Genomic DNA, 22,608 nt, shown 5'->3' with positions numbered 1-22,608 from the left:
CGTTTACCATTTCAACGGAGCGTTTGTTGAATATAGTATTTCTTGTGGTAATATAAGAGGCAGAAAGAGGGTGTAAAAATTGAATGCTCAAAAAACAGGCAGCTTGATTGCTGCTATCAGAAAAGAACAAAATCGTACTCAGCAGGATTTATCTAACGAATTAGGAGTATCAAGTGCAGCTATTTCAAAATGGGAACGAGGGATTGGATTTCCAGATGTATCTCTTATTGAGCCATTAGCTACATCTTTGGGGATTACCATAGCGGAATTATTCAAGGGCGAAAGGATAGAAAACGGCGATGCTAACGAGTATGAGAACTTGTTATCAGATGTTGTGAAAGTATCAAAGAATGAAATAAGCAAGAAGAAAAAAATATCGAATTGGATTATCGCTATTACTGTCGCTGTCCTTTATTTATTGATTAGTATAATAACACAAAAGTGGGAAATAACTTGGATGGTATGGATTGTTTATTGCTTTTATCGGATTTTCACAGAATACATCTATAAGAAATATTAGAAATCGTTGAACTTACTATATTCATGCGAATTATCATCAAAGAGCCAGACGCATAAGACGCAGAGCCGATGAATTATGAACTTGTAATGAAGTCAAAATCAAGTAAAAACAGTAATTTAGGAGTGTGATGAAAATGCTTAATTTAAAGAAAACAAGAATGAAGAAAAATTTATTTTTGGCTCTATCCATTATATCAGCGTTTATATTTATAGCAGGTGTAATGTGTACTATAATGGGTGACGATAGCCCAGTTAAGTTTATAGTTAATGAAAGCCCAGTAAAATTAATCGTTCCACCATCATTAGTATTTTTTATAACATTCTCTTTATATAAAAATAGTAAAAAAGTCATAAAAGAAAATACAAAATAATTACCTAATCAACTGATGGTTGAATTGGGTGCAATCAACTGTTAGTTCGTTTCACAATCTGTTTTTAGCTTGTAAAATAACTGCCAGGAGGTGGAACATGGAACAAGAAATGATAGGAAAATTTATATCAGCCTGTCGAAAAGAAAAAGGGCTTACGCAAATGCAGTTGGCTGAAAAATTAAATATTACCAATAGAGCAGTCTCTAAATGGGAAACAGGAAAAAGTATGCCAGATGTTTCTCTAATGCTTGATTTGTGCAGCATACTGGGCATAACTGTAAATGAACTGCTTAGCGGGGAAAGGATTATTATGGAGGATTATCAGAAAAGAGCGGAAGAAAACCTTATGGAATTACAGGCGAAAAAAGAAAAAGCACAAGGAGAATATAATTCTATATTGAAAATTTTGATTGTAACTTTCAGTTCATTTTTTGTGCTTAATATGGTTTTGAATTATTTCTTTCCAGAAATAAACTTTAACAATCTGTTGGGTTTGCCATCAATAGCTATTGCCGCTATTCTTTTGGTCAAGTGGTTTTTTAAAAATTATGAGATAAAACCAAGATAAGAACGAATGATTTTATCCTATTGATATGCAAACCCTATTTGTCGGGTAGAACGATATATCATTACAGAGCCAGACGCTTAAGACGCAGAGCCAATGAACAAGTGAGCACTCACAGTTTATCGGCTCTGTTTTGTTTCATAAGGTTTTAAGGCAAACGCCCACCATATAAAAAACGGTGTTATGGTGGGCGGTATTGCTATGCCCGAAAAGACTTAACAGACACTCTCCAGACCTGTTTTAGAGTTTGGAGGTTTTTTATGTCCTTTTTTCGGGCAGTTGTCCATCTGCTTATACAACGTAGGGTTTATCCATACATAGCATATCGGGGAATGGCAGGAAGCCAGTTAAAAAAATCTCTGCCCATGCAACGCTACTTCTCACCATGAAACCAGAAGTAGAATCTCCATATAACAGAATATATATCTCCTATAACCGTAAATGTCACAGAGCCTTTGCTGTCGCCAGATAAGGATGTTTTTATGTGGGATACAGTGTAACTCTATAAAAGGGATTACACTGTATTCGTTTGTTACGCCACAAATTTGAAGTCCTGCGGGTTGTTCCGTATTTCTTCCATTGTGGCAAGGATTTCTTTTTCGGTGGGAATATCAATCATACCCACCGCTGTAAAATAAATATCCACCTTCACATGGCTGTGACCGCTGGACTTGTCGCTGTTGTGGACTTCGATACGCTTAATCAGCGAATTGACAAGCGTAGGGGTAAGCTCTTTAATGTCGGTTATCTCCCGCAAAGTGCGTAAGATAAGCCTTAAATCCATTACCCGCTGTTCGGCGTTCTGCAAGGTCTGGCGGTTTTCTTCCACTTCTTGCGTCAGTGATTTCTGCTCCTTTTCATAGCTTTGAAGCATTTTAGCAAACCGCTCATCAGAGAGTATGCCGCCTGCGTTCTGCTCAAATACCTTTTCAATCAGCCTGTCGATTTCTGCTATCCGCTTTGTACCATTCTCCATCGCTTTCTGAAGCTGTTGGTATTCCTTCTGCCGCATGGCGTTGTTTTTCTTTGCCAGCAGATACAGGAATACCGGCTCATAACAGCGTACAAAATCGGATAAGTCGCTGACAGCTTCCAGCACAAGCCTTTCAAGGACAATATCACGAATATAGTGCATAGCACAATTTCCTCTGCCGGATTTATATTGGGAACAGCGGAAATGTTCTTGTTTCCGTTTCATGCTCTTGGCGGCGACAAAGTGCATTTTCGATTTGCAGTCGTAGCAGTAGAGCAGTCCTGAGAAAAGGCTTGTCCTGCCTGTTTTTGTCGGCCTGCGCTTGTGTTTCCGAAGCTCCTGCACTCTCAGCCATTGCTCCTCGGAGATGATGGCTTCCTGCATGTCGGGTATGATTTGGTAGTCTTCCTCGCTGTGCTGGATTCTCTTATGGACTTTGTAACTGACGGTAGTGCTTTTGAAATTGACGGCGCAGCCGGTGTACTGCCTGTTTTCAAGGATATAGCCAACGGTCGCCTGTTCCCACCCATAAGGGTTTTTGGGGACTTTCTGCGCATGTTTCCTGCCGATGGATTCAAAATAGACGGCGGGGGAGAGTATCTTTTCCCCCTCAAGCTGCCTTGCAATCTGCATCGGGCCTTTCCCTGCAAGGCAAAGGGCAAAAATCTTCCTTACGGTTTGTGCCGCCGGTTCGTCGATTACCCATTGTTTTGGGTTATCTTCCGATTTTCTGTACCCATAGGGCACGATAGAAGCGATACGTTCGCCGTGTTCCGCTTTGGACTGCCACACTGCACGGATTTTCTTAGAGGTCTGCGCCGCATACCATTCGTTGAACACAGGTTATTGGGGAAAGGGAAAGCAAACAGGCAAAAATCCAGTATTCATGCGGGTTTGCGGCGAGATGGCTCTCAAAAGCTAACCTCACAAAAGACAGATTATTGCACAATCACATATCGTTTCTAAGGGAGAATGTTGATTCCGGTCACATTCTCCCTTTTTTCATACCAAGAAACGAGGTGATTATCTTGAACACGCAAATCATCGCCATCGCCAACCAAAAGGGAGGTGTGGGCAAGACCACAACCTGTGCCAACTTAGGGATAGGACTGGCGCAGGCCGGAAAGAAAGTGCTTCTCATTGACGGGGACCCGCAAGGGAGCCTGACTATCAGCCTGGGTAATCCCCAGCCGGATAAGCTGCCCTTTACCCTCTCTGACGCAATGGGCCGTATCCTGACCGATCAGCCGGTTCGCCCCGGCGAGGGGATTCTGCGCCACCCGGAGGGCGTGGACCTGATGCCAGCGGATATTCAGCTGTCCGGTATGGAGGTGTCGCTGGTAAACGCTATGAGCCGGGAAACGATTCTGCGGCAATACCTGGACACCGTAAAGGGGCAGTATTCCCATATCCTCATAGACTGCCAGCCCTCCCTGGGTATGCTCACCGTCAACGCGCTGGCCGCCGCCAACCGGATCATAATCCCCGTCCAGGCGGAGTATCTGCCCGCCAAAGGGCTGGAACAGCTGCTCTCTACGGTAGCCAAAGTCAAGCGGCAGATCAACCCGAAACTGCAAATAGACGGTATCCTGCTGACGATGGTGGACAACCGCACCAACTTTGCCAAAGAGATTGCCGCCCTGCTGCGGGAAACCTACGGCAGCAAAATCAAGGTATTCGGCACAGAGATTCCCCATTCTGTCCGGGCAAAGGAAACCAGCGCGGAGGGCAGGAGCATTTTCGCCCATGACCCAGGCGGCAAAGTAGCGGAGGGCTACGCAAATCTGACCAAGGAGGTGTTGAAACTTGAAAAGCAGCGCGAAAAAAGTAGAGCTGGCATCGGTCGATGATCTGTTTTCCACCGAGGAAAGCCGCGCCGATGCGGGGCGGGAAAAGGTGGTAGAAATCCCTTTAAGCGAGCTGCACTCGTTCAAGGGCCACCCTTTCAAGGTCAAAGATGATGATGCCATGATGGAAACAGCGGACAGCATCCGGCAGTACGGTGTTCTGGTTCCTGCTATCGCCCGTCCTGACCCGGAGGGCGGCTATGAGCTGGTAGCCGGACACAGGCGGCATCGGGCCAGCGAACTGGCAGAGAAAGAAACCATGCCGGTGATTGTCCGGGATTTGGACGATGACGCCGCCACGATTATTATGGTTGACAGCAACTTGCAGCGGGAAAGCCTGCTCCCCAGCGATAGGGCCTTTGCCTACAAGATGAAATTAGAAGCCATGAAACGGCAGGCGGGTCGGCCCTCTAAAAATTCCGCCCAACTTGGGCGGAATTTTGAAGGCAAGGAATCCAGAGAAATTTTAGCAGAACAGGTTGGGCAAAGCCGCAATCAGATTTCACGCTACATTCGCCTGACCGAGTTAATTCCTGAACTGCTGAACATGGTGGACGAAAAGAAAATTGCCCTAAACCCAGCCTATGAACTGTCCTTTCTCAAAAAAGAAGAACAGGTGCAGCTTCTGGACGCGATGGACAGCGAACAGGCTACCCCCTCTCTTTCCCAGGCCCAGCGGCTCAAAAAATTCAGTCAGGAGGGGCATTTATCCATAGATGTAATGCGGGCGATTATGGGCGAGGAAAAGAAAAGCGATCTGGACAAGGTGACGTTTACCTCCGACACCCTGCGGAAGTATTTTCCCAAAAGCTACACCCCGGCCCGGATGCAGGAAACCATCATCAAACTGCTGGAACAGTGGCAGAAAAAGCGTCAGAGAGATCAGGAACGCTGAAAGGAGCGCCTATGAGAGATCACGTTGCCAGGGAGTTAAAGGGCCACAACATACTGGCTGTGGAACGGTTTCAGGATAAAACCCGCTGGATGGTGGAGTTTTCCGTCCTGCGGCCCCGCACCGCCTATGGCGCACCCGGCGATGAAACGCGCCTGTTTCTGGACGAGGACGGCTACCAGGCCGTTCTTGCCAGCCAGAAACGCCGGGACATCAAAATCAAACGGTATGCCCGCGTCATTGAGGGGCATATTTTGGACTTCAAACCCAAAAAGAAACGCCACCCGTAAACCCGACAAATTGAGAGGAATGAATATGTGTACCGTTAAGGAAATCAGAGAAGCCATCCGGGAGGGCTGCCGCTCCCAGCGAAACATGGAAACCATTGAGATTGACCGGATTTTTCAAACCCTGACGTTTCCACAGTTAGAGAGCCTGTTTGACAAACCGCCCATGCCGCCGTTTTTTCACCGGTACAGGCAGAAGTCAGCCAGCAAATGAGCGCCGCAATCTTTTTTACAGGATTGTGGCTTTTTTCATGCCCTGGGAAACGAAAGGAGTGCAGAAAATGGCCGTTTTTCGAGTAGAACGCACACAGGGATACACCGTCATGAGCAACTATCATCTGCGGGACAAGAGCCTGAGCCTGAAAGCAAAGGGCCTGCTGTCCCAGATGCTCTCACTGCCGGAGGATTGGGACTACACCCTTTCCGGCCTGGCCGTTATCAACCGGGAAAGCAAGGACGCGATCCGCTCCGCAGTCAATGAGCTGGAAAAGGCAGGGTACATCAAGCGCCGCCAGACCACCGACGCGGGCGGCAAGTTCAGCGCCAACGAGTATGTGATTTATGAGCGTCCGGTAACAGAGGAACCGCCCGCCCAACCGTTGCCCCCAAAACCGTTGCCCCCAAAACCGTTGTCGGGTTTTCCGACAACGGATAATCCGTCAACGGGAAAACCGTCAACGGAAAATCCAACGCAAATAAGTATAGAGAAATTAAATACCCAAAAATTAATTACTGACGGATCAATTACCGATTCCATTCCTTTCCGGGGAACGGCGGCAAAGCCACCGGAACCGAAGCGAAGGGAAACGATGTCACTGACAGAGATGGAAAGTTATCGGAAGCTGATTTTGGAGAATATCGAGTATGACTGCCTCAAACAGCGGTTTGGAACCTACCGGGAGGATTTGGACGAGATCGTGGAGCTGCTGGTGGAAACCGTCTGCGCGAAGCGTAAGACCACCCGGATTGCCGGGGCGGACTTCCCCCATGAGGTGGTGCGTTCCCGCTTCCTGAAGCTGGACAGCTCCCACATTGAGTTTGTCATGGACTGCCTGCAAAAGAACACCACCGAGGTACGGAACATGAAGCAGTACCTTTTGACGGTGCTGTTCAACGCGCCCACCACCATGAGCAACCATTACACCTCACAGGTCAACCACGATATGTACGGCGGCTTCTGAAAGCTGGCCGTTTTTGTCTGCCCGGAACTGCCGGGAGAAAGGGGCACGCACCATGCCTGAGCAAAAGACAATCTGCCAGCTGTACTATGACCGGAAAGGCCTGCTCCGATAGAGAAACCATGAAGAGGATCCATAGAGAGGAGGCGAAACACCCATGCAGGATGAAGTGGAAAGCAAAACCCTGACGCTCATCCAGGAGGATATTGTGATGGCGATGGAGGTATTGGAACTGACAGATGCTCAGACCCAGGTGTTTCTGGATTCCCCCTCTCCGCTGGCCGATGTGTACCGCCATTTTGAAAAGCTGGAAACCGGCTATCAGGAGCCGCCGGAACGCAGACCCGCCGCCCCTAAGAAACGGGAACCGGAACGATGAGCGCGGCAAAGCGGAAACGGGAGGTACAGGTGAATTTCCGGGTTTCCCCGGAGGAGCTGGCCCTGATTGAGCAGAAAATGTCCCAGCTTGGAACCGTCAACCGTGAAGCCTATCTGCGGAAAATGGCGCTGGACGGCTATGTGGTAAAGCTGGATTTGCCGGAGCTGAAGGAGCTGGTGTCCCTGATGCGCTATTCCAGCAACAACTTAAACCAGCTGACCCGTAAAGTGCATGAAACCGGGCGGGTTTATGACGCTGATTTGGAAGATATATCCCAGCGGCAGGAACAGCTTTGGGAGGGTGTGCAGAAGATACTGGCCCAGCTTTCCAAGCTCTCCTGACCGGATAGTTTACCCCATCTGCGGAGGGAGGAACGGCGTTCTTCGCCGCGCCTTCCTCCGCTTTTTCTTTTTGCCGGAATATCGGCTGATTCCAGCCACAACCCGGATTGGCCTATTGCTCTTTTGCTGTAATATATTTTTGGCTCCGGCTCTTAGGCTTATCAGGAATGGTCATTTTAAGTTTCCCAGATGCCAACAGCGGTTTCAAATAAGCCTTACTAAAATGAGAGCGGTTTGTAATCCCAACAAATGACTGCATCTCATCCCTGCTTCTGGCCTCGGTGCAGAAGTCCAATAAAAGAGCCTGTTTTTGCGTCAAAGCAAGGTCATGTATGGTATCATGTGTGGTTTCATGTGTGGAACTACCACTCATGATGTAATTCACATTTTTCAAAATCACCCTGAAATCCGATGGTGTTGAGAAAAACTCCGGTTTTAGATATTCTTCATACCCTGGCAGTTTTTCTGTTTCACTTACGATCTTACGCAGACCGCTTCCCCGCCGTTCCATATATTTCATACGGTGAAACAAGTCTGCAATGACTGGATTCCGGCGTACAGAGCGGATTGTATTGATGTCACATTCCTGAACAGGCGCACCCTCGAACATTCCACCTGGCGATACAATCTCTACCCGGTCATCGTACATATCAATATGAATCTCGCTGCCCAAAACGATATAATCCCGATGGATCAGGGCATTGACCACAGCCTCGGTTACTGCCCTCTCTGCGTAATCAGGTTTATCCACACGATACTGCGCTTCTTTTGCGAAACGGACTTTGGAGTTGTTTCGGATAAATTCACAGCCGCTTTGCAGGAGATAAATCAGACTGCCCTCATACTCCTTGTCATCCAGCGCATCATCAAAGATAGAGCCTTTCTCCAAACCATTCCAGCGGGTGCAGAATATCCGGGAGTTAAAAACAGTGCGCTGATCCGTCAGCAGCCTTCCGGCATTTGTGAGCATCCCATTTTTATCCGCAAGGCCAAAAGAACAGTAGTCCGGCAGTTCCATCCGCAGTCCTGTACGCTCCAGGTAGGTTGCTTCCAACAGTGTAAAGCTATAATCTTTCCTGGGGGCATCTGTCACCAGCGCGTCAAAGGACCGGTGTGTTCCTTTCAAAATCAGTTCGTTGACGATGTAATCAGGCGCAGCCACGCTTTCATTCCCAACCCGGATGTAGGCTTCCATAATACCGTCTGCCTTATAGTAATAGGGTGTAGAGGTCCCAGCTGGAATTTTTAAGGCAAGCATATCCTTTCCATCTTCCTGAAACGGGGTCAGCACAAATTGAGGGATGGGTGTAATCCGCTCCTTAATAAAGCGGCTGATGGCCTCGGCATCACCTTGAATGTCGGGCAGGCCGACCGTATTCTGATTATCGTCAATGCCAAAGAACAGCGTCCCTCCAATACCGTTAGAAAAGGCACTGACGCTTTTCAGCCAGCTTTTTGGTTTTTTAATTTCAACGGCAACTTTGAAATCACATTCCGTTGCCTCTGCTATCCATTTTTCTATCATAAAAGGCACTCCTTTGAGGTGCAGAAAAATTTTTATTTTATTATACCCGCCAAAAGGATTTATTGCAATAAAAGAAACGAGTTCAGAGAGGAGGATTCCATCATGGCAACTACACGCATCATGCCGCTGCACATCGGCAAGGGCCGCACCGAAAGCCAAGCGGTCAGTGACATTATTGACTATGTATCCAACCCGCAAAAGACAGATAACGGCAGGCTCGTCACCGGCTTTGCGTGTGACAGCCGGGTAGCCGATGCCGAGTTTCTGCTGTCAAAACGGGAGTACATTTCCACCACTGGACGGGTACGGGGCGCGGACGATGTGCTGGCCTACCATGTCCGGCAGTCCTTTGTCCCCGGCGAGATTACCCCGGAAGAAGCAAACCGGCTGGGCGTGGAGTTTGCAAAGCGGTTCACCAAGGGCAGTCACGCCTTTGTGGTCTGCACCCATATCGACAAGTCCCATATCCATAATCACATCATCTGGAACGCAGTCAATCTGAACTGTGACCGGAAATTCCGAAACTTCTGGGGCAGCACCCGCGCGGTCCGGCGGCTGAATGATACCATCTGCGTTGAGAACGGCTATTCCATTGTAGAGGACCCAAAACCGCATGGAAAAAGCTACAACAAATGGCTGGGGGATCAGGCGAAGCCCTCTCACCGGGAACAGCTCCGCGTGATGATTGACCAGGCATTAGAACAGAAACCGGCAGACTTTGACGGGCTGTTAAAGCTGCTTGCGGAAATGGGTTGTGAGGTGTCACGCCGGAGACAGGCAATCCGGCTCAAAGCCCCCGGCTGGAAAAATGTTGCCCGCATGGATGAAAAGCTGGGACAAGGGTACAGCGAAGATGAAATCCGGGCGGTACTGGCTGGGGAAAAAGAGCATACCCCAAGAAAGAAAGCGGCTGTTCAATCAGAGCCGCCCAAGGTCAATCTTCTGGTGGATATTCAGGCAAAATTGCAGGCCGGAAAAGGCGCTGGCTACGCGCGTTGGGCAAAGGTATTCAATCTGAAACAGATGGCGCAGACAATGAACTATCTCACCGAGCATGGCCTGCTGGAATACGCAGTCTTGGAAGAAAAAGCGGCTGCTGCTACCACCCGCCACAATGAGCTGTCGGCACAGATCAAGGCGGCGGAAACCCGCATGGCGGAGATAGCCGTACTGCGGACCCACATCATCAATTATGTGAAAACCCGCGAGGTCTATGCGGCCTACCGCAAGGCGGGATATTCCAAGAAATTTTTAGCGGAACATGAAGCGGATATTCTGCTCCACAAGGCGGCAAAGCAGGCATTTGACGATTTGGGTATCAAGAAGCTGCCCACCGTCAAGAGCTTGCAGGCCGAGTACGCAACATTGTTGGAAGGAAAGAAAAAAGACTATGCCGAGTACCGGCGCTCCCGCGAGGAAATGCGGGAACTGCTGGCCGCGAAAGCCAACGTGGATCGGCTGATGGGATATGGGGAGGAACGCCAGAATGACCGGGAAAAGGAACAGGGGCAGGATCGCTGACGCGCCTGTTTTTTCGCATTTTCTCACCGCCGCAGGCAGGTGAAAAGCGTTCCGAAAGAACGCGCAGCCACAGAATGAAATTCTGTGTTCAAAAGGGGCTTGGGGAATCCCCAACAAGCAGCGCCAGGAGCCGGATGGCTATCCTGGGGCATTGCTTGCCACGGTTATCCCGGAACGGGATAACCTTCTTTTTCTCGAAAAAGAACAAAGCCGGTGAGGAATTTGTTAAATTCACTCACCGGCTCAATTCGTTTCAAATTTGTTACCATACCGCCTGCGGCGGCACAAATGATGACGAAAGCCTCGATTCCATATTTCCATATAGACTAAATGGGTGTATTCTTATTTTCAGAGACGCCAGCATACTACAGAGCACGTTGTAACGCCTGGAGATCCAGAGCCCGAAAATTTATCAGTTGCCGCCATCCTTCTTGCACAAATGATAGGCGCTTTTAAAGCCCGTATACTTATGAATAAACCCGTCCTTAAAGGGTTCCCGCAGGGATAGCAGTCACTGCGGCGTCTCTTTTTCAGCCCTTCCATTTCTGAAAGGAGGCCCCTATGGCATCAAAAAAACGCAATACACAAAAGAAACACATCCGGTCTGAGGGAACCTATTCTTCCGAAGAACTCAAATGCCTTACACTTGATGACGGCACCCGCGTCATCACATCTGCTGACGGTGATATCAAACGCCCGGTCTGCGCGGGCATTGATGTCCACAAGGAAATCCTCATGGCCGCCGTCTGCCGGACGGATCCCGAAACCCTGAAAGCAGTCTTTTACGTCAGACAGTTCCAGTCGACAAACAAGGATATCCGCAATATGGCGCAATGGTTCAAAGCCCATGGTGTACGAGATGTCTGCATGGAATCTACCGGCAAATATTGGATTCCTGTTTTCAATATCCTGGAGCAGTGCGGTCTCAAGCCCGTCCTGACACATCCGAAATACGTCAAACAGGCCAAAGGGCGGAAAACGGATTTCCGGGATGCCATCCATATCGCCAGCCTGTTCCGGATGGATCTTGTCGTGGCATCCTTCATCCCACCAGCGGACATCCGGGATTTGAGGGAACTGTGCCGCTACCGTCTGAAGCTTACTTACATGCGGACTTCCGAGAAAAACCGTTTCCAAAATTCCATGACTGTATCCAAGGTGAGGCTGGACTGCGTGTTCTCCGATCCCTTTGGAAAATCTGCATCTGCCATCATGGAATATCTGATCGAGACAGATCCGGACCAGGTCAGCGATGAGGAGATACTGAACCTGGTGGACCGCCGGGTTCAGGCATCCAACGAAGATATCCTTGAAAGCATCCACGGCTATGAATTCATAGGAGTCCAGCGCGACAAACTGAACATCATCCAGCTACATCTCGGGCAGCTGAATGAATGCATCCGGTTGATTGATGAAAAACTGGAATATTACCGTCAAAAATACTTCCGTATCATCCGCCATCTGGTAACGATGGTAGGTATCACGGACATATCCGCCCTGTATATCCTGGGTGAGATTGGGACAGACATGTCCGTTTGGAAGGATGATGCCGCTCTTTCCTGCTGGGCGGGTCTCTCTCCGGCAAATAATGCAAGCGCAGGGAAGAAGAAGTCCACAAGGACGGGGGACGGCGGGCATTATCTGAAGCCCCTGCTCGTCCAATGTGCGCTTGCGGCTGCAAAAAGCACGCGGAAAGATCCCTATTTCCATTGTAAATACGAAACGCTGAAAAAGCGCCGGGGCCACAAAAAAGCGATCATCGCTATCGCAAGAAAAATGCTTGTGGCCATTTACCATATGATCCGGGATGATGCAGATTTCCTCCCGGTGGATTATGAAGATACCATACAAAACACCAAGAAAACTAAAGGGCTGAATTTAAACAATGTCATCGCTTTCTTAAAAGAACAGGGCGCTGATGAAAGCACGATCCACCTGATTGAGACACAGTGCTGTGGCAAGGAGACAGAAACGACAGATACCTGCAGCAAGTCACCTGTTGTCCAGGATGCAAAAGAAAAGCAATCCACTTCAGGAAGTGCAGATATATCCCAGCCAATACAGGAATCTGTAAATGGAAGTCCGGTACTTATCTCCGGCTCCCAACAGGGTCATGCCCTAAATTGTCATCCAAAAGATCCTGCGGTGGCAACTGCTACAGCCTAAACTGGATTGCTGTAGCTTATTGTATCATATCGTATCCCATTTAAAAAGCCCCTTTTCATGGGGAGGGGGATTTTATGCCCTTTTGCACTCTACAAGTCCTACAAAGCTTTCATACTTCTCGGATCGTTCGGTTAGTTCTTTCATGGTTTCCTGCGTATGGTGCAAGAGGGTTTCACGCATTTCTGACGGGCAGCTGCAATACAGCATCTTCATCTGACCGGCTCCCTCATCTTCCGGGGAAACATCCGGATTGATTAAAGAATCCAGAGAAATCGGCAGTACCTTTGCCAGTGCCTTCAAAATCAAAAAGGACGGATTCATCTGCCCTTTTTCAATCTTGGCAATCTGCTTTACAGATACATGGCTCAAATCAGAAAGCTCCTGCTGTGTCAGGTCTTTTCTTTTTCGGGCTTCCCGCATTTTTTGACCTAACGCGGTTAAATCATTAATCGGCATAATCATTCACCTCATCAATATTGTATCGTTCCGATTTCTTTTCCGGAATAACCTTATTGTACCGGTTGAAAGGTGTGATTATACCGATTTTTTAGCAGGAATGTGAGCGCCATTCTTGTATCACTAACCGAATTAATCTATAATAAAGTATGAGCTGTGCCAGTTGATTAAGCCAGAACACACAGATACATTGTAATCTCTCTGACTGTCAACGATCAGGAGAGTGATCGGATACGGGGCATGAAGCAGATACGGTTGACTACACGCCAAAACTATTTATAATTTTGAAAAAGTCCAAAATTTCATACCCATTCCACATTCCCATATTACACTATCCCCAAGGAGGTGCTACAATGACAACATTATTAATTGTTGAGGATAATCATAAAACTAACGATGCAATCTGTGAATATCTAAAGCCCGCAGGCCACAAGGTTATCCCAGCCTATGACGGCGGGGAGGCAATACAGCTTTTCCGTGAGAACAACATTGACCTTGTTGTACTGGACATTATGCTACCCCATGTCAGTGGGCTGTCCGTCCTACATGAGATACGGCGGACAAGCACAACGCCCATTCTGATGCTTACAGCTCTTGAGGATGAATACATCCAGGTCAGAAGTTTTGACGAACAGGCCGATGACTACATGACAAAGCCCTTTTCTATGGTATTGCTGGGGAGGCGGATTACCGCCCTTTTGCGTCGAAGCGGGCAGGCCCCGTTACCCCAAACGATAACCTTTGGCGATGTGACCGTCGATTTCTCCGGCTACACCGCCAGCGACAGCGCCGGGAAGATCGACATCATGCCCAAGGAAATTGATCTGCTCCGGCTGCTGGTGGAACATAAAGGACTGGTGCTGACCCGCTCGCAGATTTTGGACGAACTGTGGGGCGCTGACTATCCGATCATCGACCGAACTGTGGACACCTACATCAAAAATCTGCGGAAAAAACTGCGGCTTGACTGCATCGTAACAGTCAAGGGTATCGGCTATAAATATGAGGTGCAGCCATGAAACGCTTAAAATTGTTTCCGAAGATATTTCTCTATACCATGAGCATCATGTTATTTGTCGTTGTTGTCACGCATGGGCTGATCTATCTGCTTGCCCCACAGATGCAGCTTGCATTGAGTACCCAAGATGATGTTGTTGTCAGCATCCGGCAGGAGCAGTTTGTGACCGAGGCAGTAGAAAAAGCCCTGCCTATCTCGTTAAGCTGTTCCCTGCTGATTTCCGTTGTCTGTTCCCTCCTGTTTTCCAAAGCGATTGCCGACCCTATCAAGAAGATTTCTGCGTCAACCGAGCAGATGATGAAATTAGACCACGGAGCAAACTGCTCTATTCATACCAAGGATGAAATCGGTACATTGGCGCAGAATGTCAATGACCTATATTCTAATCTGCTGTCCACCATCGAACATCTGGAGCGGGAAAAGGACGCTGTGCGGGATATGGAGCGGGCCAAGGCGGACTTCCTGCGGGCGGCGTCCCATGAACTGAAAACACCTGTGACCACATTGAACGCCACCCTGGAAAATATGATTTTAGGCGTTGGGAAGTATCAGGATTACGCTGCCTATCTCCCGGAGTGCAAGGAAATGGTGGAGCAGCTTTCCGGGATGATACATGAAATTCTGGAAACCTCCAAGCTGAATTTGATCGCCGAACCGCCAAAACAGGTTGATGTGTCTGAACTGCTGGCGGAACTATGTGAACCCTACCAACTGATTGCGGCGGCACATCAAATTACATTCTCTCTTGACTTGCCGGAGCAGTTTTCCGCTGTGCTGCCTGTTGGCCCGTTCAGTAAAGCGGTGTCTAATATCCTCGCAAATGCTGTCGCTTATACAGAGGCCGGGAAAAATGTTTCCGTCTATATGGAGGGGCGCAGCCTTGTGGTCGAAAACGCGTGCAAGCCTATCCCTGACGATGAAATCCGCCGTCTGTTTGAACCGTTCTATCGTCCAGACTTCTCACGGAGCCGGGAGAGCGGGGGCAACGGCCTGGGCCTCTATATCGTGGACACGCTTTTGACCTCTATGGACGTTCCCTATTTTTTTAAGCCGATGAAGTCCCCGCCGGGGATGCGTTTCACAATTCAGCTATAAATTCGGAAAACTCCCCGGCTGGGGAGTTTTTCATTTCTACCATAATTCCATATACGTTTCATACCCATTCCACATTGGGATGCTATTCTACGGGTGCGTTCAGAAGAACAGCACAACGATATGGAGGTATCGACTATGAGTATTTTCAAAAGGGCGTTTCTATACGTCACGCGAAAACGGGGGAAAACACTTCTCCTGTTCGCCATCCTGCTGATTATGGCAACCTTTGTCCTGACGGGCCTTTCCATCTGGAAAGCGTCGGAGGCCGCACAGCTTGACCTACGGCAGAGCCTGGGCGGAAAATTTGACGTTTTTGTGGATTGGAGCAACAGCCCCTATGTGGTGAAGGAACCCGTCAAAGATGAAGTGGACGAGGAAAGCGGCAAGACATCAAGCAGCTTTCTCATGTATTCCACCGTACAGTTTACACCAGAGAACATTGCGGCCATCAAAGGTGTTTCTGGTGTGAAGTATTGTGGTGCAAGGCAGGACAATCTTTTGCCATTTGACGGGCTTTCCCTGTTCCCCGGAACGATCTCGACTGATGCGAAGTATCAGGGATATACAAAGGCCCTGGGCGTCTGCAACACGGAAGATGATGAACTTTTCACCACCGGCACACTGACGCTGGCAGAGGGACGGCATATTACCACCGACGATACCCATGTGGCAATCATCAGCCAGGACTTGGCGGAAAGAAACGAGTTGAAGATCGGGGACTATCTCACCGCCCACAGTTACAGCGTGGAAGATCAGGGCTTTACCGGGCCGGAAATCAGGGTACAAATTATTGGACTGTTTACCCCTCATGCGGTGGAGCAGTTTGGGGAAAACGTCACCACCTACGACAAAATCCAGAACCGTGTATTTGTGGATTTGCAGTCCTCAAAAGAATTTGACGGCGGAGAAATCAACTACGGCTTTTCCGCGCTCCACGTTACCATAGACGACCCGCAGGACATGGCGCGGGTGGTGGCCGAAGTCAAGGCCCTGCCGGGAATTGACTGGAAAGCCTTTACCGTGGAGGTGGACAATGAAACCTACGAAAACGCCGCCGCTCCGCTGGCTACGCTGAATGAATTGGTCGTGACCCTGCTGGTGGTGATTATCGTTGTCAGCGCCATCATTCTGGCCCTGATATTGACCCTTTGGACAAAGACCCGCATCCATGAGATCGGCGTATTCCTGTCCGTGGGTATCAGGAAATCGGCTATTATCGGGCAGTATTTGATTGAGGTGCTGCTGATTGCCGTCCTCGCCTTTGGCCTGTCCTACTTCACCAGCAACGCCATAGCGGGGCAGATCGGCAACCACCTGTTGGAGCAGAGTATGCAGACCGGGCCGGAGGACGATAACGATGTTGTTTCCGTTGCCGCCTCCGTTGAGATAGGCGCGGATAATCTCGTGCAAAAGCCCTTACCCACTGAAAACGGCATCCAGGTATCGGTTGGGCTGGATAACCTTGCCCAGCTCTACTTGATCGGATTTGCCATCATCATTGTGGCGGTCAGCGCATCGTCTATCACGGTCATGCGGCTGAAACCCCGTGAAATCCTGTCAAAAATGAGTTAAAGGAGGGACTATCATGCCTACATTGGAATTGAAAAATATTTCTTACGCCTACGAAAAGGGCAAGGCGGTTTTGCAGAACGTCAGCGCAGAACTGGAAACCGGGAAGCTGTACGCCATCCTCGGCCCGTCCGGGTCTGGCAAGACCACGCTGCTGTCCCTGCTGGGCGGGCTGGATGTGCCGACACAGGGCGGCGTCCTGTTTGACGGCGAGGACATTACGGCAAAGGGGTTGGAACACCACCGCAGGAACAATATCTCGCTGATCTTCCAGAGTTACAACCTGATCGACTACATGACGCCCGTTGAAAATGTGCGGCTTACCGCCAAGCTGGACGCCGCCCCCATTCTGGAACGGCTGGGGCTGGAGCAGGACGAGATCACCCGGAATGTGCTGAAACTGTCCGGCGGACAGCAACAGCGGGTGGCGATTGCGCGGGCGTTGGCTTCCGATGCCCCGGTCATTCTGGCGGACGAGCCGACCGGGAACTTGGACGCCGACACCGCCGAGGAAATCACGGCGATTTTGAAAGAGAGCGCCCATACGTTCGGGAAGTGCTTGGTGGTCGTAACGCACTCTGGCGAGGTGGCAAAACAGGCGGATGTGGTGCTGGAAATCAAACGAGGACATTTGAAAGAGAGGGAAATGTGATGAAGAAAATCACTGCTATTTTGGCGTGTATGCTGGTCTGCTTCTTGCTGTTCACCGGCTGTACCACTCAGAAAGATGGCACAGATCAGGACACGAATTTAGGGAACTCAGTGGAAATTGATGATACAGACATTGCAATCGACACCGAACCGGGCTTGGACACCGAGGGCAATTCCGACGATGTAACCTTACCTGACGGTTTTACTTACAGTTTCCGCGACCCGGACAATGCGGACGGTATTGTAGTCACACCGAGGGAGTAAGAAAAAATTCCCGTTTCACACAGGTTCCATATTAGCTTTATATATGTTCCATATAGCGGCGGTACTTTGGTAAAAAGTGCCGCCGCCTTTAGATTTGGCGGCTTTAGGAGGTAGTCGCTATGTGGATATTTTGCTGCATTCCTAATTTCTTCGGGAACTACCTGTCAAAAAAAGCCTAATTTCTTTTTGGGAATACTATGCTCCCCCACCGGCATTATCATGGTTGTTTTTTCAGAATAATCAATCCATATTGCCTTATTGCGTCAGCATCTTGTTTTGTGATGCTGGCGTTTTTGTTTGCTGTTTTTTAGCGAATCAGCCCGAACAGTGTCGCTGCCGGTCCCCGCCTCCATTCGATTCACCCGTCAACCACGCCTGAATCGAAATGGAGGAAAACTATGGGATTTCACTATGGATACGAAAAAAGGAAGTTTGATGCAGAATGGACCCGGCTGGAACAGGAATACCGCGCGGCCGGTATGGACGATAGGCAGATCGCGGCGATGAAGGAATATGACTGGTCCTGGTTTTGCAGCCAGCGGACCTATCAGAACCGCGTACAGGCCCTTCCCAGCGAACAGTGTGAGGACGAGAGCGAGCAGTCCTGCCTGTTCCGAAAATTTGAATCCCTGTCCTGCACCTGGGACACCGGCGATGTGGATTCCCGGCGGTTTGGCTGGCTGTCCTCCCTGGAGGATGAACTGCTGTACCGGCGGCTCTGCAAATTGCCGGAGGACGATCTGGAACTGCTGACCCTGCTCATTGTGGACGGATACCGGCAGGCCGATGTCGCAAGGCTGTGGAACTGTTCCCGGAGCGCAATCACACAGCGAATAAATAAAATCAAGATTTTTTTGAAAAAGGCTTAACAAATCGCCTTTCCCAATGCCTACACATTGAAGGGACAAGTCCTCTTGCCCCTCATTGCAGCTTGACAACTGAATATACGGCATAACAGGTACATAACCCGTATCGAAGCGGAAAAGGCGCGCCGCCAGGACGGTTGCTTGCAGGAGGTGATGACAGACAGGCAATCCGAGCGATCTACGTCCAGCCTTAAACCCGGAGATGGCGTTCCGGGCGCGATGATGGTGCGGGGGCTTAAAGATACTTCCTCACGGCCCGCCAAAGACTTGGGGGGAACCCTGCGGCGCACGAGTAAAACGGCGCTGCGGAGTTATGACAGCTCTGCCGGGAGCGGCCTGTTATGTCCCTATCGTCAGGGGGCGTGGCAAATATGACGAACCATCCAAACAGAATTGCAACAGCCGTACCGGACGGTATCCAGCGGCAACCGCCGCCCTTATCTTTCGATACGGCTGCTTTTTAACCATAGAGCAAAAACAATTTTTGAACGGAGGTGCGTCTTTATGACCAAACAGACAACCCCGACAAGCTCCTACAAAGAGGTGCGGATCGGGAAAACAATTTATCGCGTCACCAGCTTTTTTTCGGGAGAAAAGGACCTGGGAAAGACGCTGGAACAGCTGGCAGTCAGACGCGCCATGTCGGAAGCCATTCCAGCTGCCAGCGGTTCCAAATAACAGAAAGCCTCGCGGCCTGCCGTATCATTGCGCGGCGGTGGATTCTCCGGTAAGATATTCATGCAGGGTAAAACCTGCGGAGCCATTTTGCCGCACGAGGTATGGATTCTGAGATGGTCGGGAGGTAAAAGAAAGATGATGGATACAACATACAACGTGGGCATCTACTGCCGGTTAAGTAACGACGATGAACGTGACGGGGAATCGGTCAGCATTGAGAACCGGAAGCTGCTGCTTCAAAACTATGTCAGGCAGCGCGGCTGGAATGAGGTCGATGTCTATATCGACGACGGATACTCCGGCACGAACTTCAACCGCCCAGGCGTCAGGCGGTTAATCGAGGACGCAAAGGCAAAGCGGATCAATGTGATTCTGGTGAAGGACCTTTCCCGTTTTGGCCGCAACTACATCGAATTTGGACAATATACGGATTACCTGTTCCCTTCCCTTGGCTGCCGGTTCATCGCGCTGAACAACGGAATTGACACCATGAGCGACAACGGAAGCACCGATGTCATGTGCTTTTTGAACTTATTTAATGAATTTTACAGCCGGGACACCAGCAAGAAGGTCAAGGCGGTCAAGAGAGCCTGTGCCGAAAACGGAAAATTCATGGGAACCTACCCCGCCTATGGCTACCGGCGCGACCCGCTGGATAAGCATCATCTGGTGATTGACGAGGAAACCGCGCCGGTTGTTCGCCGTATCTTTGAAATGCGGGCATCAGGCATGGGATTTCACGCCATCGCGGTGGCGCTCAATGAAGAAGGGATTCAGCCGCCCGGTGTGCTGTACTACCAGCGCAAGGGCCAGAGCGACCCCCGCAGGGTCAACCACAAATGGGCCGACCAGACGGTTAAAAACATGGTCCGCAACGAGGTCTACATCGGGAACATGGTACAGGGCAAAAGCGGCACACTCTCCTATAAATCCCGCAAGCTCGTCAATAAATCGGAGGACGAGTGGATTCGGGTGGAGGGGACCCACGAAGCTATTATTTCGCGGGAACTGTGGGATACCGTAGCCAGCATCGGCAAAAAGAAGGTGCGGAAAAGCGCCCCGTCCGATGGCTGCAAGAGCATCTTCACCGGACTTGTGTACTGTGCCGACTGCGGTTTCAAAATGCGGAACCACATCGAAAAGTTCACCTATAAGGATGGCAGGCCGGGACGGTACAGCTCTTTCATCTGCGGCAACTACTCCCGCAGCGGAAGGGGCGCGTGTACCATCCACACCATCTATGAAACGGTGCTGACCCAGCTGGTATTGGAGGACATCCGGGAAAAGGCCCGCTTTGCGGAATATGACCCGGACCGGCTGATGGGCGAGATTCTCCGGCTGAAGGAGAAGGAATCCCACACCCGGCTTTTCTCCTATGAGCAGGAATTAAAATCCTCCTTAGCCCGTATTTCCGATTTGGAGCGCCTGATGCAGAATCTCTACGAGGACAAATGCACCGGCTCCATCCCGCAGACGGTATTTCAGACCCTGATGCAGAAATATGAAGCGGAACGGGCAGAAAAGGCGGAGGCAGTCCCGGAACTGGAAAGGAAAGTCCGGGCGCACCTGGAAAACCAGGTGGATACCGACCGCTGGCTGGAAATTATCCGGCGCTATACCGAAATCTCGGAACTGGACGAAACCATTCTCTTTGAACTGGTAGACCGGATCGAGGTTGGCGATACCCAGAAGGTCAACGGGCAGCGGATTTGTGAGGTCAAGGTGTACTACCGCTATGTCGGGAATGTGGATGGGGCGCTGGCACAGGAAAGGGGGCAGGATTATGGCGAAGCAATATAAAGTCGGTATCTACTGCCGCCTGAGTGTGGATGACGCCTCCAATTCCGCAAAAGCGAAGGGCTATATCCCCAGCGATGAATCGGTGAGCATTGAGAACCAATATGAAATCCTCTCCAAATTCGTCATGCTCAACGGCTGGATCGAGGTCAAGACCTATCAGGACGATGGGTACAGCGGTGGCAATTTTCAGCGGCCCGGATTTTTGGAAATGCTGGAGGACGCAAGGCATGGCCTGATTAACCTGATTCTGGTAAAGGACCTTTCCCGCCTGGGCAGGGATTTTGTGGAGGTGGGCCGTTATACGGACGTCATTTTCCCTTCCCTCGGATGCCGGTTCGTATCGGTTCTGGACTGCCTGGACAGCGAGGGGGACAACACCGATATGCTGCACTTCCGCAGTCTGATGAATGACTACCATCTCAAGGACCTGTCCAGCAAGGTCAAGTCAGTGCTTCATGCCAAGAAGAAAAGCGGCCAGTATCTTGCCGCCTACGCTCCCTACGGATACCGCAAGAGCGAGGAGGACAGACACAAGCTGGTGATTGACGGGGAATCCGCCGCTGTTGTGCGGCAGATATTCCAGATGCGTCAGTCCGGCATGGCCTATGGGAAAATCGCCGCCGCCCTGAATGAGAAAGGGATTCTCCCTCCCCGCTGGTACTGGGCGGTCCATTACGGAAATGGCAGCTGCAAGTATTCGCGGCTGTGGGCTTACGCAACCGTCCGAAGCCTTCTGAACGATGATATTTATGTCGGTACGCTCACACAGAACTGCACCGGCTCCCGTTCCTATAAAGACAAGACTATGATAAGGAAACCGGAATCGGAATGGATTTCCCATGAGGGCGCGCACGAGGCGATTATCGGGCCGGAGCTGTGGGAGGCTGTCCAGAAAATCAATCAGGCGGCGAAACAGATTTCCGCTAACAATACGCCGCCCCAAGCATCTCTGTTTACCGGAAAGTTGGTCTGTGCGGACTGTGGGCATCCTCTGGTTGCCGCCCGCGAAACACAGCGCCGGAAAAATGGCACTGTCAAGCACTATACTTCTTATTTCTGCTCCCGGTTTGCCACTACCGGACATAGCGTTTGCTCATGGCACCGGATTTTTGAGATCAGCTTGAAAAACTTGGTGCTGAGTGAAATCCGGGCGCATGGAAAAGCGGTTGCAGCCGATGAAGCCGCTGTACTGGATAAGCTGAAGCAGCACATACAATCCGCAAGCGCCGCTCAACAAGAGGACTGCCGACAGGAAATCAGCCGTTTACGGTGGCGTTTGGAGGAGCTGGAACAGATCACTGCAAAACTTTATGAAGATAAGGTAAGCGGGGCAATCAGCGGCGATTCCTTCTCGGTTCTGATTCAAAAGAACGAGCAGGAACGCATCCAGAAATCGGAACGCCTGGACAGTCTGTTAGCCGGGGAACGAAAAGCCCAGCAGGACATCGCCAATATCCACCAGTGGGCCGGAACCATCCGGCAGTATCTGGACTTGCAGGAACTGAACCGGGAAATCATTGAGGAACTGATTGACCGCATTGAAGTTGGAGAACGAACCGTCATAGACGGTCAAAGACACCAGGACATTAAAATTTACTACCGCTTTGTTGGGCTGGTGTGATCGGGCAAAAAAAGCGCCTGACCGCA

Annotated in this window: 24 protein-coding genes and 1 pseudogene; 22 read left to right on the top strand and 3 right to left on the bottom strand. The window is 50.1% G+C overall.

The genetic code is table 11. From position 1 onward, the window contains the following. Positions 1-79: 79 nt before the first annotated feature. The 3 genes from VSQ62_RS08375 (at position 80) to VSQ62_RS08365 (ending at position 1,458) form a co-directional block, all read left to right on the top strand. Positions 80-520 carry a helix-turn-helix domain-containing protein gene (locus tag VSQ62_RS08375; protein WP_334634270.1) on the top strand — a complete coding sequence of 147 codons (441 nt, stop codon included), beginning with the start codon at positions 80-82 and terminating at the stop codon, positions 518-520. Between the two features lie 133 nt (positions 521-653). After that, positions 654-890, top strand: a complete 237-nt coding sequence (locus VSQ62_RS08370; protein WP_172537373.1) for a hypothetical protein — start codon at positions 654-656, stop codon at positions 888-890. Between the two features lie 97 nt (positions 891-987). Continuing rightward, entirely contained in the window at positions 988-1,458 is a 471-nt protein-coding gene (locus VSQ62_RS08365) for a helix-turn-helix domain-containing protein (protein ID WP_334634268.1), read from the top strand. A gap of 529 nt (positions 1,459-1,987) precedes the next feature. On the opposite strand, the gene VSQ62_RS08360 is transcribed toward VSQ62_RS08365, so the two are convergent. Next, positions 1,988-3,268, bottom strand: a complete 1,281-nt coding sequence (locus VSQ62_RS08360) for a recombinase family protein (protein WP_334634266.1) — start codon at positions 3,266-3,268, stop codon at positions 1,988-1,990. Between the two features lie 188 nt (positions 3,269-3,456). Between VSQ62_RS08360 and VSQ62_RS08355 the strand changes: the two genes are divergently transcribed. The 7 genes and pseudogenes from VSQ62_RS08355 (at position 3,457) to VSQ62_RS08325 (ending at position 7,352) form a co-directional block, all read left to right on the top strand. Continuing rightward, positions 3,457-4,278, top strand: a complete 822-nt coding sequence (locus tag VSQ62_RS08355; RefSeq protein WP_016220475.1) for a ParA family protein — start codon at positions 3,457-3,459, stop codon at positions 4,276-4,278. Beyond that, the gene (locus VSQ62_RS08350; RefSeq protein WP_334634265.1) at positions 4,235-5,170 is read left to right on the top strand and encodes a ParB/RepB/Spo0J family partition protein; all 936 of its coding nucleotides are present in this window, start codon (positions 4,235-4,237) and stop codon (positions 5,168-5,170) included. Before VSQ62_RS08355 ends, VSQ62_RS08350 begins: the two co-directional genes overlap by 44 nt. An 11-nt stretch (positions 5,171-5,181) precedes the next feature. After that, positions 5,182-5,457 (top strand): DUF5720 family protein, encoded by a 276-nt coding sequence (locus VSQ62_RS08345; protein ID WP_004054662.1) that lies wholly within the window; start codon positions 5,182-5,184, stop codon positions 5,455-5,457. Positions 5,458-5,482: 25 nt separating this feature from the next. Continuing rightward, positions 5,483-5,668: a hypothetical protein gene (locus tag VSQ62_RS08340; RefSeq protein ID WP_334634264.1), complete on the top strand. Its 186-nt coding sequence runs from the start codon at positions 5,483-5,485 to the stop codon at positions 5,666-5,668. Positions 5,669-5,735: 67 nt separating this feature from the next. Then, entirely contained in the window at positions 5,736-6,635 is a 900-nt protein-coding gene (locus VSQ62_RS08335; protein WP_334634262.1) for a DUF6017 domain-containing protein, read from the top strand. Positions 6,636-6,825: 190 nt separating this feature from the next. Continuing rightward, positions 6,826-6,960 (top strand): annotated as a pseudogene (locus VSQ62_RS08330) (DUF3848 domain-containing protein); the annotation flags it as partial. 47 nt (positions 6,961-7,007) lie between these two features. Next, positions 7,008-7,352 (top strand): plasmid mobilization protein, encoded by a 345-nt coding sequence (locus VSQ62_RS08325; RefSeq protein WP_004070769.1) that lies wholly within the window; start codon positions 7,008-7,010, stop codon positions 7,350-7,352. A 112-nt stretch (positions 7,353-7,464) separates the two neighbouring features. Here the strand turns inward: VSQ62_RS08325 and VSQ62_RS08320 are convergent, their stop codons facing one another. Beyond that, the gene (locus tag VSQ62_RS08320; protein ID WP_016297419.1) at positions 7,465-8,877 is read right to left on the bottom strand and encodes an ATP-binding protein; all 1,413 of its coding nucleotides are present in this window, start codon (positions 8,875-8,877) and stop codon (positions 7,465-7,467) included. A gap of 102 nt (positions 8,878-8,979) precedes the next feature. Here VSQ62_RS08320 and VSQ62_RS08315 point away from each other — a divergent pair, with 102 nt between their 5' ends. Both VSQ62_RS08315 and VSQ62_RS08310 read left to right on the top strand, forming a co-directional pair. After that, positions 8,980-10,398, top strand: coding sequence for a relaxase/mobilization nuclease domain-containing protein (locus VSQ62_RS08315; protein ID WP_334634260.1), 1,419 nt, complete (start codon positions 8,980-8,982; stop codon positions 10,396-10,398). Between the two features lie 561 nt (positions 10,399-10,959). Continuing rightward, positions 10,960-12,564 carry an IS110 family RNA-guided transposase gene (locus tag VSQ62_RS08310; protein ID WP_304429581.1) on the top strand — a complete coding sequence of 535 codons (1,605 nt, stop codon included), beginning with the start codon at positions 10,960-10,962 and terminating at the stop codon, positions 12,562-12,564. 72 nt (positions 12,565-12,636) lie between these two features. Here the strand turns inward: VSQ62_RS08310 and VSQ62_RS08305 are convergent, their stop codons facing one another. Then, positions 12,637-13,020 (bottom strand): helix-turn-helix domain-containing protein, encoded by a 384-nt coding sequence (locus tag VSQ62_RS08305; protein ID WP_334634259.1) that lies wholly within the window; start codon positions 13,018-13,020, stop codon positions 12,637-12,639. A gap of 353 nt (positions 13,021-13,373) precedes the next feature. Between VSQ62_RS08305 and VSQ62_RS08300 the strand changes: the two genes are divergently transcribed. From VSQ62_RS08300 to VSQ62_RS08255, 10 genes are all read left to right on the top strand, one after another. Continuing rightward, positions 13,374-14,039, top strand: a complete 666-nt coding sequence (locus VSQ62_RS08300; RefSeq protein WP_334634258.1) for a response regulator transcription factor — start codon at positions 13,374-13,376, stop codon at positions 14,037-14,039. Continuing rightward, on the top strand, positions 14,036-15,133 hold the full coding sequence (locus VSQ62_RS08295; protein ID WP_334634256.1) for a sensor histidine kinase: 1,098 nt from the start codon (positions 14,036-14,038) through the stop codon (positions 15,131-15,133). Before VSQ62_RS08300 ends, VSQ62_RS08295 begins: the two co-directional genes overlap by 4 nt. A 135-nt stretch (positions 15,134-15,268) precedes the next feature. Then, entirely contained in the window at positions 15,269-16,705 is a 1,437-nt protein-coding gene (locus VSQ62_RS08290; RefSeq protein WP_334634255.1) for an ABC transporter permease, read from the top strand. 13 nt (positions 16,706-16,718) lie between these two features. Continuing rightward, complete coding sequence (locus tag VSQ62_RS08285) at positions 16,719-17,354, top strand: ABC transporter ATP-binding protein (RefSeq protein ID WP_334634252.1); 636 nt, start codon at positions 16,719-16,721, stop codon at positions 17,352-17,354. After that, complete coding sequence (locus VSQ62_RS08280; protein WP_334634251.1) at positions 17,354-17,617, top strand: hypothetical protein; 264 nt, start codon at positions 17,354-17,356, stop codon at positions 17,615-17,617. Before VSQ62_RS08285 ends, VSQ62_RS08280 begins: the two co-directional genes overlap by 1 nt. A 398-nt stretch (positions 17,618-18,015) precedes the next feature. Then, a complete protein-coding gene (locus VSQ62_RS08275; protein WP_016284683.1) occupies positions 18,016-18,486 on the top strand; it encodes a sigma factor-like helix-turn-helix DNA-binding protein in 471 nt (156 codons plus the stop codon). Between the two features lie 150 nt (positions 18,487-18,636). Continuing rightward, complete coding sequence (locus tag VSQ62_RS08270; protein ID WP_083909971.1) at positions 18,637-18,858, top strand: hypothetical protein; 222 nt, start codon at positions 18,637-18,639, stop codon at positions 18,856-18,858. 129 nt (positions 18,859-18,987) lie between these two features. Next, positions 18,988-19,161: a hypothetical protein gene (locus tag VSQ62_RS08265; RefSeq protein WP_002578908.1), complete on the top strand. Its 174-nt coding sequence runs from the start codon at positions 18,988-18,990 to the stop codon at positions 19,159-19,161. Between the two features lie 135 nt (positions 19,162-19,296). Continuing rightward, the gene (locus VSQ62_RS08260; RefSeq protein ID WP_334634250.1) at positions 19,297-20,961 is read left to right on the top strand and encodes a recombinase family protein; all 1,665 of its coding nucleotides are present in this window, start codon (positions 19,297-19,299) and stop codon (positions 20,959-20,961) included. Further along, positions 20,945-22,582, top strand: a complete 1,638-nt coding sequence (locus VSQ62_RS08255) for a recombinase family protein (protein ID WP_334634248.1) — start codon at positions 20,945-20,947, stop codon at positions 22,580-22,582. The genes VSQ62_RS08260 and VSQ62_RS08255 overlap by 17 nt, the downstream gene beginning before the upstream one ends. Positions 22,583-22,608 lie beyond the last annotated feature (26 nt).

This window comes from Sporofaciens sp. JLR.KK001, from assembly GCF_036941055.1.
Classification (GTDB): Bacteria; Bacillota; Clostridia; order Lachnospirales; family Lachnospiraceae; genus Sporofaciens.
Note: the sequence above shows the minus strand (reverse complement) of the source record. Positions and strands in the feature narration are given on the sequence as shown.